Source organism: Pseudomonas sp. A, assembly GCF_056270345.1.
Window position 1 is genome coordinate 601,773 of sequence record NZ_CM149873.1, and the last position, 10,728, is coordinate 612,500.

6 protein-coding genes and 3 rRNA genes (1 of these 9 cut by a window edge) are annotated in these 10,728 nt (G+C 61.4%); 6 read left to right on the forward strand and 3 right to left on the reverse strand.

What is annotated here, in order from left to right; all coding sequences use genetic code 11:
- The first annotated feature begins 163 nt into the window (after window positions 1-163).
- From AC0MAZ_RS02670 to AC0MAZ_RS02695, 6 genes are all read left to right on the forward strand, one after another.
- Window positions 164-856, forward strand: a complete 693-nt coding sequence (locus AC0MAZ_RS02670) for a GntR family transcriptional regulator (RefSeq protein ID WP_203649465.1) — start codon at window positions 164-166, stop codon at window positions 854-856.
- 78 nt (window positions 857-934) lie between these two features.
- The gene (locus AC0MAZ_RS02675) at window positions 935-1,501 is read left to right on the forward strand and encodes a hypothetical protein (protein WP_203649463.1); all 567 of its coding nucleotides are present in this window, start codon (window positions 935-937) and stop codon (window positions 1,499-1,501) included.
- 601 nt (window positions 1,502-2,102) lie between these two features.
- On the forward strand, window positions 2,103-2,879 hold the full coding sequence (locus AC0MAZ_RS02680) for a DUF3050 domain-containing protein (protein WP_203649461.1): 777 nt from the start codon (window positions 2,103-2,105) through the stop codon (window positions 2,877-2,879).
- A complete protein-coding gene (locus AC0MAZ_RS02685) occupies window positions 2,876-3,805 on the forward strand; it encodes a diiron oxygenase (protein WP_475860088.1) in 930 nt (309 codons plus the stop codon). The genes AC0MAZ_RS02680 and AC0MAZ_RS02685 overlap by 4 nt, the downstream gene beginning before the upstream one ends.
- Window positions 3,806-3,815: 10 nt before the next feature.
- Window positions 3,816-7,247, forward strand: coding sequence for an amino acid adenylation domain-containing protein (locus AC0MAZ_RS02690; protein ID WP_475860090.1), 3,432 nt, complete (start codon window positions 3,816-3,818; stop codon window positions 7,245-7,247).
- Window positions 7,248-7,278: 31 nt separating this feature from the next.
- Complete coding sequence (locus AC0MAZ_RS02695) at window positions 7,279-7,746, forward strand: SRPBCC family protein (protein WP_203649455.1); 468 nt, start codon at window positions 7,279-7,281, stop codon at window positions 7,744-7,746.
- A gap of 338 nt (window positions 7,747-8,084) precedes the next feature.
- Here the strand turns inward: AC0MAZ_RS02695 and rrf (AC0MAZ_RS02700) are convergent.
- The 3 genes from rrf (AC0MAZ_RS02700) to AC0MAZ_RS02710 all read right to left on the reverse strand — a co-directional run.
- Window positions 8,085-8,200: ribosomal RNA gene (gene rrf, locus AC0MAZ_RS02700) — 5S ribosomal RNA — on the reverse strand.
- A 109-nt stretch (window positions 8,201-8,309) separates the two neighbouring features.
- A 5S ribosomal RNA gene (rrf, locus tag AC0MAZ_RS02705) occupies window positions 8,310-8,425 on the reverse strand.
- 136 nt (window positions 8,426-8,561) lie between these two features.
- Window positions 8,562-10,728, reverse strand: a 23S ribosomal RNA gene (locus AC0MAZ_RS02710) (it continues 727 nt past the right edge of the window).

The window sequence follows — 10,728 nt, forward strand, 5'->3', positions numbered from 1 at the left end:
TGGCGACCTTGGCCATCTTCCCAATGCCGACAACTTGCTTCACGATAGCCGCGTTTCGTGAGTGCGCCATGGCGCACCCGCTTGATCAATCCGTTTGACAAGCGGCCCCTTCCCTCACTAGGGTTATTGGATCCAATTTTCATGTTGCCGAGGCGAACCCCGCGTGGCTGAGAAACCCAAACTCCTGAGCACCGTGCTGGGCAGCGAGCAGGTACCGCCGCACCTGGCCCGCAGTGTCATAGAAGAGCGCCTGCGCAGTGCCATCCTCGACGGCCGCCTGCCACCGGGCACCGCCGTGCGCCAGCAAGAGCTGGCGACCCTGTTCGGCGTCAGCCGCATGCCCGTGCGCGAAGCGCTGCGCCAGCTCGAGGCCCAGTCGCTGCTGCAGGTGGTGATGCACAAAGGTGCGGTTGTGGCACCACTGATCGGCGAGGATGCCGTCGACACCTACGCCCTGCGCGTGCTGCTCGAGACCGAGGCGTTGCGTCAGTCGATCCCCTTGCTCGATGCCGACGACATCACCCAGGCCAGGGCATACATCCGCCAGCTGGAAAATGAGACCCGCCACGCCGAGATCGGCCGGCTCAACCGTCTGTTCCACATGGCCCTCTACAGCAAGGCGCAGAACCAGAAACTGCTGCGCATGATCGAGATCGAGCTCAACGAGGAGGAACGCTTCCTGCGCTTCCACCTGTCCTCGATGGGGCTGGGCAAGCTCACCCAGGACGACCACATCGCCCTGGTCGACGCCGCCAGCGACAAACTGGTGGACAGAGCCATCGAGCTTCTGGAAGAGCACCTGAACCATGCCGCGCGCACCATCAGGAGCTACCTCGACAGGCAATCGGGCAACTGATCCTGCTCAACCGCGCAGCCGACCTCAGCGACCGCGTCGCTGCGCAGACACGATCCGCCACAAGGAACGGCAGTGCACGTGCAGACGCGACAGGAAACCACGCCCGACCAGCCGTCCAGGATCCGCCTGATCTGCCTGGCCAGCACCCGGCAGCAACTTGCCCAGTACCGTACCTGGGCAAGGACCCTCAGCGACCCCATCGAACTGGTCGCGGTCGATGTCCCAAGCATTGCCGACCTGGAACAGTCCACCGCGCTGCCCGTGGCCGGGCGCCTGACCCAGGCCCTGCGCGAACAGCTCCAACCCTACCTTGCACAACCCCACGCGATGTTCGCCCAAGGACTGGGCGCGCACATCGCCCTGGCCCTGATCCAACAGGTGCAGGAGACGAGTCCGGGGCAGACCCGTCACTTGTTTGTTTCAAGCTGTGACAGCCCGCAGTTCAGTACCAGCAACCTTCCATTGCAGGTGCCGATGACCGTGCTGTACCCGCCCGGCTCCCTGGCCGCGATGCTCGGCTGGCACAGTCTGGTGCGCCGAGAGCTGGAGCTGATCGAGTTGCCGCTGCCATCGGTCGATGCTTCGCTGCTCAACCAGCGCCTGGTGCGCATCTTCAACAGCCACCTCGGGCTGCTCAGTTACTGACCTTCCCCCTGCCTTCCATACGCTGACCAAGAGGGCATTTACTCTGCCCGGTCTGCTGCTGGCCATGGCAGTGCCAGCATTTTGGGCACACTCTACTCCCCGCAGCGGCCGCTGATCATCAGACGTGGACCTGGCCGCCTGCCTCCTCATTCACCAGTAGAAGGAACCTGGCACCGGGGCAAGGACCGCACGCGATCAGCCGCCCTCCAATAGTCACTCTCCCATCTCCGTTCACCAGTGCTCCGAGTGAGGCATTCACTCTGTGTCTATTTTTCTGATCGTTATTTATCGGAAGGAGCACATATTGCCAAAATAAAACTTACCCAAAGTTTTATTCGGGCACTTATATTTCAAGAAAAGTCCGAGCATAAAATAATCAAAAAAACAATTGCGGCGAACTTTGAAGTTGTTCTAACTTTTATAGCGCCAGCCAAGGGCGGCCAGGCATCACCGTGGACGCCTTGCCAGACAAGCCCTGCCGGCCTCTATCCGTTGTTCGATGTCGAAATTTCATTCGAGGTATCTCTTCGCCTGGAATTTATATAACGAACAATGCGCAGAGCAACTTGATCCCTGAATTCCATCCATAACGGACCTCATCATGAGCACATTGAAGCGCACACTTTCCGACAAGAAACATGAACTTTCCCTGCACCCGCTCTTTTCCGAGATCGACTCGCTGCAGACACTGCGTCGATTTATGGAAACCCATGTTTTTGCAGTCTGGGACTTCATGTCGCTGACCAAGCGCCTGCAGCAGGAGCTGACCTGCGTCAGCCTGCCATGGCTGCCACCTGCGGACCCGGCCGCAGCACGCCTGATCAACGAGATCGTGCTGGGCGAAGAATCGGATGACCGCCTCGACCACGGTCACTACAGCCACTTCGAACTGTACCTGGATGCCATGCGCGAGGTCGGCGCCAGCACCCAGGCCATCGATCGCTTCATCAGCCTGCAACAGCAAGGCATCACGGCCATTGACGCCCTGCAGCGCTGCGGTGCCAGTGAAGCCGCCCAGCGATTCGTCCGCGACACCCTCGAGGTGGCTATCGACGCGCCGGCCCACCGGGTTGCGGCCGCCTTCCTGCATGGCCGGGAAAGCGTGATCCCGGCGATGTTCCAGCAGATCCTCGACGAGTGGGGCATCGGCACCGAGCAGGCTCCGACCTTCCGTTACTACCTGCAGCGCCATATCGAGGTGGACTCCGAAGACCACGGGCCTGCCGCCGAACAATTGCTGGCCCGCCTGGTCGACCACGACCCGCTGCGCCAGGAAGACGTCTACGTGGCCGCCATCGCCGCCGTGGACAGCCGCATGGCGCTGTGGGACCGCCTGCGTGCCTCGCTGCAGACACCTGTCGCCGAGGTCACCCCATGAATGCCCTCGAGTACCGCTCCTTTGCCGAGGCCTGGGAGGCTCGGGCGACCATCCGCACCCGGCCCCGGCGCCTGGTGGAGGATGACCAGCGACTGATCTACCCCCTGAGCCGCCAACCCCTGGTGCTCGGCGCGACGTTCCAGCGCGAATGTCCGCAGCTGCGTGATTTCGTGCTGGTGCAAAGTCTCTACAAGTTCATCAACGATGTGGTGATCTTCGAGACCGAAATCGTCGACCGCACCGCCCGGCGCATCGCCAAGGACCGCTTTGCCGTGCGCTTCCCGTTCGCCTGTCGCTACGACGCGATGACCGTGGTGGTGGACGAGGACTATCACGCCCTGGTGGCGATGGACTTCCTGCAGCAGACCATCGCCCTGACCGGCATCGAGCCGATCGCCCTGCCCCAGGAGATCGAACTCAGCCGCGCCATTCCGGCCGTGCTGGACCAGGTGCCCGAGGCACTGCGCGATGCGCTGGAGCTGATCTGCGTGGGCATCGCCGAGAACACCCTGACCGACGATGTCGCGGCCTTTGCCAAGGACGACTCGGTCAAGCCCTCGGTGAAAGGACTGATGGCCGATCACCTGCTGGACGAAGGCCGTCATTCAAGCTTCTGGGCACGGTTGACGCGCATCTACTGGCACACCGCGCCGCAAGCGGATCGCCAGGCGATCGCCAAGGTGCTGCCGCTGTTCCTGCGCCAGTACCTGACCAGCGACATCCAGCAGGCGTTCGACTGCGCCCTGATCGCCGCCTTGCCGGTGAGCGAGCCGGTGCGCCAGGCCTTGCGCGAGGAGGCGCAGGGCCTGGCCTACCCGATCAATCACCAGCATCCGCTGCTGGGCAACATCCTGCGTTTCTTCCGCAGCAGCTCGATGCTCGAGTCGCCTTGCGTACAAGACGCCCTGCGCGATTACCTGCCCTGAGGACCTGGACATGAGACGCCTCGACATACTCCTGGTGGGCACCAGCCCCACCCTGGAGGCATTCACCCGGCTGCTCGACGAGCACGGCCATGGCTCGGCCACCGCCGACAGCGCGCAAGCCTTGCGCCAGCAGCTGTCGGCCTGGCCGGACCTGGTGGTGGAAGATGGCAGCCTGGCCCTGGGCAGCTGCGACTGGCATGCCCTGGGCAACACCCCACTGCTCAGGCTGCGCCTGGGCGCCAGCTTCGCCGAACCCCTGCCGCAACTGGAAGCCCTGTGCTGGTGCGGCAGTGCCAGCGCCCAGCGGCTGATCCAGCGAGCTGCGATCCCCGCGCCGAGCTCCGGCAACGGCCAGCAGTTGCGTGAAGACGCCCTGCAGGCCCTGTGTGATCAACTGGCCCTGCAGGTCACCCGCTTTGCGCGCAATCCGGCGCATCTGCAGGAAGCACCCGCGGCAAGCCCCGGCGACCAGGAGCGCGAGCACGGCCTGGACTGGCTGGAGACTCTGGCCTACCGCCACCCGTTCAACCGCACACTGCGCGCTGACTTGCTGGAGAAGGCCGAAACCGGCCTGATCGATACGCTGGAGCACAGCTTGCGCCTGCATGCCGAATGCCCTGCGCTGAACCATGCCGGCCAGCGCTCCAGCTATCGCCAGCTGCATGCCCGCACCGTCGCCATCCAGCAGGCCCTGGCGCCGTTGCTGCCCGAGCCAGGTGAACAGCCACCCGTGGTCGCCGTGTGCATGGGCAAGTCGCCCGACCTCTATGCCAGCCTGCTGGCGGTGCTGGGCTGCGCCGCCATCTACCTGCCGCTGGACCCGGCAACGCCGGCCGAACGACGCCAGTCGATCCTCGAGGATGCCGGTGCCTGCGTCGTGCTGCATGACGGGCAGGCGCCTGTGGATATCTCTCATGTGGATATTCGCGGCATCGCGGCGACACCGACCATGCCGTTGCCCGGCCTGGCGCTGCGCCAGGCCGGCGCCGAGCAGGCCTGCGTGGCGATCTACACCTCCGGCACTACCGGCCAGCCCAAGGGCGTGCTGCTCAGCCAGCGCAACCTTACGCACTTCATGGCCTGGTACCGTGAGCATGTGGCCCTGGACGAGCACAGCCGAGTGCTGCAGTTCTCCACCATCGGCTTCGATGCCTCACTGCTGGATATCCTGCCGACCTTCGCCTGCGGTGCGGAACTGGTGCTGCCCAGTGAGGATCAGCGCCGCGATCCGCAGCAGCTGGTACAACTTATCCACAGCCAGGAAGTCAGCCACGCGTTCCTGCCACCGGCCCTGCTGAGCATCCTGCCGCGCAATGTCCACCTCGGCCTGCGCCACCTGGTCACTGGCGGCGACGTCTGCGAGCCGGAGGTCATCGCCCGCCTGGCCGGTCAGTGCCGGATGCACAACATCTACGGGCCGACGGAAACCACAGTGCTGGCCACCACCCGGGTGTTCGCCAGCGGTGACAGCAACCGCAACCTGGGCCTGCCGATCGCCAACACCCAGGTGCTGATACTCGACCCGGCGCTGCAACCGGTAACGGAGCAGACCCCGGGCGAGCTGTACATCGCCGGGCCCGGTGTCGGCCTGGGCTATCTGAACAAGCCGGCACTGACCGCCGAACGCTTCGTCGAGTTGGACCTGCCCGCCGGCCGCACGCTGCGTGCCTATCGCACCGGAGACATCGGCAAGTGGACCGCCCAGGGCATCGAGCTGTGCGGACGGCGTGACAACCAGGTGAAGATCCGAGGTTTTCGGGTCGAGCCCGAGGAGATCGAGCACTGCTTGCGCGACAGCCACCTGTTCGCCCAGGTGGCGGTGGTGATCGACGCGCAGCGCCGGATCCTGGCTTTCCTCGCCCACCCACAGCGGACCGATGCGCAAGCCTTGCTGCGCGAACATGCCGAGCGGCACCTGCCCGACTACATGCGCCCGTTGTTCTACCAGGTGCTGGAGCACATGCCCTATACCGCCAACGGCAAGGTGGACCGCCGGGCGCTGTCGGCACAGCCACTGGCCCTGTCGGCGAACGCGCACATCGCACCAGAGACCAACACCGAAAAGCGCCTGTTGCATCTGTGGAGCGAGTTGCTGGAACTGCCGCCAGCCGACATCTCACTGGACGACAGCTTCTTCAACCTGGGCGGGCACTCGATCCTCTTGTCGCGCCTGTTGCTGGAGATCCGGGAACACTTCGGCCAGGGTGTGGCCATCAACCGTTTCATCGAGCAGCCGACCCTGCGGCGCCTGGGCGCGCTGCTCGACGGCAACGATGATGCGCTGCCGACCTCCCTGGCGCGCCTGGAGCAGGACGCCAACCGCGATCTCGGCCTGCAGGTACTGCCGATGGAGCGTCTGGGCGATGTGCACAAGGTCATCGTCACCGGGGCCAACAGCTTCCTTGGCGTTCACCTGGTTGAAGCCTTGCTGGAGTGGGGCGCCACCGAAGTCGCCTGCCTGGTACGCCGCGCCGGTGGGCAGTCCGCCGAGGAACGCTTCGCCCAAGCCCTGCAGGACAACCATATCAACCTGGACCTGAGCCGCGTGCGGGTACTCGAGGCAGACCTGCGCAAGCCGCTGCTGGGCTTGTCCCAGGCCGACTACGACGACCTGGACAACCACTATGGCGCCCTGCTGCACAACGCCGCGCAGGTCAACCATGTGCTCGACTACGAGGTGCTGGCCGCCGACAACATCGAGCCGTTGTTCGAGTGCCTGCGGCTGTGCGAAGGCCGGCGCAAGAAGATCTTCAACTTCGTCTCGACCCTGTCCGCGTGCAGCGCGGTGGACGGTGACGGTCGCGTGCTGGAGAGCGACCCGGCCAGTACCCCACCGATCTACATCCGCAATGGCTACAACCTGAGCAAATGGGTCGGCGAGCGCATCCTCAGCCGTGCCCGCGAGCAGGGCGTGTGGGTCAACCTGTTCCGTCCCGGCAACATCACCTTCGACAGCCGCACGGGCGCCTGCCAGCCCCAGCGCAACCGGCTGATGCTGATGCTCAAGGGTTCGCTGCAACTGGGCCAGGTACCGGGGCTGGAGATCGACTTCGACCTCATGCCGGTGGACTTCCTGTCCCGTTTCATCGCCTTCCACAGCAGCCGCCACCAGGCTGGCCAATGCGTGTTCAACCTGCACAACCCCGAGCCACTGCGCTGGCGTGACTACCTGGCGTCGTTCCATGCGCAGGGCCATGCCTTCGAGTTGGTCAGCGTCGAGCAGTGGCAGCGCCAGTTGGCCCGGGTCGACCGCCAAAACGCGCTGTACGACGTCCTGGGCTTCTACCTGGACGGCTTCGAAGAAGACATCGGCGATATCTCCGGCATCGCCCACGACAACGCCCGTGCCGGCGTGCAGCGCATGGGCGCCCGTTACCCGAGCAAGGACCCGGCGCTGCTTAGCCGCGGCTGCCGCTACCTGGCCGACATCGGCTTTATCTGACCCCCTTTATCCACAACAGGAGCAACATCCCATGCAAGCACTCAAACCCGACACCCTGATCCGCAACCCGCAAGGCTGCCTGGTGGTTTCCAGCGTCGAGATCGCCGCCCCGGCCGCCAGCGTGTGGAATATCGTCGGCAACTTCGCCGGCTTCCCGGTGTTCATCCCCGCGCTGGCGCATATCGAAATGACCGGCAGTGGCGTGCGCTCGGTGCGCAAGAAACTGTTCAAGGATGGCAACGTGGTGATCGAGCAGTTGAACAGCCGTGACGAGCAGGCCATGCACATGACCTGGAGCCTGATCTACACCAGCCTGAATATCGGCAACCTGTGGGCTGCCATGGAGGTGCAGACGATCGACGCCAGCCGCAGCCGTGCGACCTGGACCATCCAGGCCGAGCCCTGGGAAGGTGGCCCGGAGGCCCTGCCGGGCTTCCAGGCGTTCCTGCAGGGCTTTGCCGATGAGGCGATGGGCAATGTGCGTAATCTGCTGAGCTGATATCACTGGCAGGGGCGTATGCCCCGGTAGCAAAAAGGCCGCTCCCAACCGGGAGCGGCCTTTTTTGTCTTGGAGATAAGGGAGTATGGGATAGCCCTTCGGGCTGTGCTGTTGCACGGCGAAAAGAGATCTCTGTAGGAGCGGCTTTAGCCGCGATGCAAGCAACTCGGTGTCTGGCACCCGCTTCGCGGGTGATCGCGGCTGAAGCCGCTCCTACAGGGGGCCGTGCTGTGCCTGGGAATGCCGTTCCCTTCACGACGGCCCAGGGAGCTCGTGCATTGATACCCTGAAAAGACAAAGCCCCCGATCGCATCGCGATCAGGGGCTTTGGAATTGAATCTTGACGATGACCTACTCTCACATGGGGAAACCCCACACTACCATCGGCGATGCATCGTTTCACTGCTGAGTTCGGGATGGGATCAGGTGGTTCCAATGCTCTATGGTCGTCAAGAAATTCTGTGTGCCGGTCCGTCCGAGGGACGTGCCAGCGAATCTCTGTACTCTCTACTTAAAGACAAAACCCCTACCTGCTCGCGCAGATAGGGGTTTTGCGAAATGAATCTTGACGATGACCTACTCTCACATGGGGAAACCCCACACTACCATCGGCGATGCATCGTTTCACTGCTGAGTTCGGGATGGGATCAGGTGGTTCCAATGCTCTATGGTCGTCAAGAAATTCTGTTGCCAGAACATCCAGATGGATACTCCAGCCAATTCGGATATGTGATCTTTGTGGTTCGTCGCGAACTTTCGGTTCTTTCGTCTTCACCACCACAATTTGGCCTCAGCGCAAATTGCTTGGGTGTTATATGGTCAAGCCTCACGGGCAATTAGTATTGGTTAGCTCAACGCCTCACAGCGCTTACACACCCAACCTATCAACGTCGTAGTCTTCGACGGCCCTTCAGGGAGCTCAAGGCTCCAGTGAGATCTCATCTTGAGGCAAGTTTCCCGCTTAGATGCTTTCAGCGGTTATCTCTTCCGAACATAGCTACCCGGCAATGCCACTGGCGTGACAACCGGAACACCAGAGGTTCGTCCACTCCGGTCCTCTCGTACTAGGAGCAGCCCCTCTCAAATCTCAAACGTCCACGGCAGATAGGGACCGAACTGTCTCACGACGTTCTAAACCCAGCTCGCGTACCACTTTAAATGGCGAACAGCCATACCCTTGGGACCGGCTTCAGCCCCAGGATGTGATGAGCCGACATCGAGGTGCCAAACACCGCCGTCGATATGAACTCTTGGGCGGTATCAGCCTGTTATCCCCGGAGTACCTTTTATCCGTTGAGCGATGGCCCTTCCATACAGAACCACCGGATCACTAAGACCTACTTTCGTACCTGCTCGACGTGTGTGTCTCGCAGTCAAGCGCGCTTTTGCCTTTATACTCTACGACCGATTTCCGACCGGTCTGAGCGCACCTTCGTACTCCTCCGTTACTCTTTGGGAGGAGACCGCCCCAGTCAAACTACCCACCATACACTGTCCTCGATCCGGATAACGGACCTGAGTTAGAACCTCAAGGTTGCCAGGGTGGTATTTCAAGGATGGCTCCATGAGAACTGGCGTCCCCACTTCAAAGCCTCCCACCTATCCTACACAAGCAAGCTCAAAGTCCAGTGCAAAGCTATAGTAAAGGTTCACGGGGTCTTTCCGTCTAGCCGCGGATACACTGCATCTTCACAGCGATTTCAATTTCACTGAGTCTCGGGTGGAGACAGCGCCGCCATCGTTACGCCATTCGTGCAGGTCGGAACTTACCCGACAAGGAATTTCGCTACCTTAGGACCGTTATAGTTACGGCCGCCGTTTACCGGGGCTTCGATCAAGAGCTTCGCTTGCGCTAACCCCATCAATTAACCTTCCGGCACCGGGCAGGCGTCACACCCTATACGTCCACTTTCGTGTTTGCAGAGTGCTGTGTTTTTAATAAACAGTCGCAGCGGCCTGGTATCTTCGACCGGCGTGGGCTTACGCAGCAAGTGCTTCACCCTCACCGGCGCACCTTCTCCCGAAGTTACGGTGCCATTTTGCCTAGTTCCTTCACCCGAGTTCTCTCAAGCGCCTTGGTATTCTCTACCTAACCACCTGTGTCGGTTTGGGGTACGGTTCCCAGTTATCTGAAGCTTAGGAGCTTTTCTTGGAAGCATGGCATCAACCACTTCGCGCTCTAATGAGCACTCGTCATCAGCTCTCGGCCTTGAGATCCCGGATTTGCCTAAGATCTCAGCCTACCACCTTAAACTTGGACAACCAACGCCAAGCTGGCCTAGCCTTCTCCGTCCCTCCATCGCAATAACTGGAAGTACAGGAATATTAACCTGTTTTCCATCGACTACGCTTTTCAGCCTCGCCTTAGGGACCGACTAACCCTGCGTCGATTAACGTTGCGCAGGAAACCTTGGTCTTTCGGCGTGCGAGTTTTTCACTCGCATTGTCGTTACTCATGTCAGCATTCGCACTTCTGATACCTCCAGCAAGCTTCTCAACTCACCTTCACAGGCTTACAGAACGCTCCTCTACCGCATCACCAAAAGGTGATACCCGTAGCTTCGGTGCATGGTTTGAGCCCCGTTACATCTTCCGCGCAGGCCGACTCGACTAGTGAGCTATTACGCTTTCTTTAAAGGGTGGCTGCTTCTAAGCCAACCTCCTAGCTGTCTAAGCCTTCCCACATCGTTTCCCACTTAACCATGACTTTGGGACCTTAGCTGACGGTCTGGGTTGTTTCCCTTTTCACGACGGACGTTAGCACCCGCCGTGTGTCTCCCATGCTCGGCACTTGTAGGTATTCGGAGTTTGCATCGGTTTGGTAAGTCGGGATGACCCCCTAGCCGAAACAGTGCTCTACCCCCTACAGTGATACATGAGGCGCTACCTAAATAGCTTTCGAGGAGAACCAGCTATCTCCGAGCTTGATTAGCCTTTCACTCCGATCCACAGGTCATCCGCTAACTTTTCAACGGTAGTCGG

Bases quoted from the DNA above. Each gene is read 5' to 3' on its own strand.
- AC0MAZ_RS02680 (WP_203649461.1), top strand. From the start codon at position 2,103: ATGAGCACATTGAAGCGCACACTTTCCGACAAGAAACATGAACTTTCC.
- AC0MAZ_RS02685 (WP_475860088.1), top strand. From the start codon at position 2,876: ATGAATGCCCTCGAGTACCGCTCCTTTGCCGAGGCCTGGGAGGCTCGG.
- AC0MAZ_RS02690 (WP_475860090.1), top strand. From the start codon at position 3,816: ATGAGACGCCTCGACATACTCCTGGTGGGCACCAGCCCCACCCTGGAG.
- AC0MAZ_RS02695 (WP_203649455.1), top strand. From the start codon at position 7,279: ATGCAAGCACTCAAACCCGACACCCTGATCCGCAACCCGCAAGGCTGC.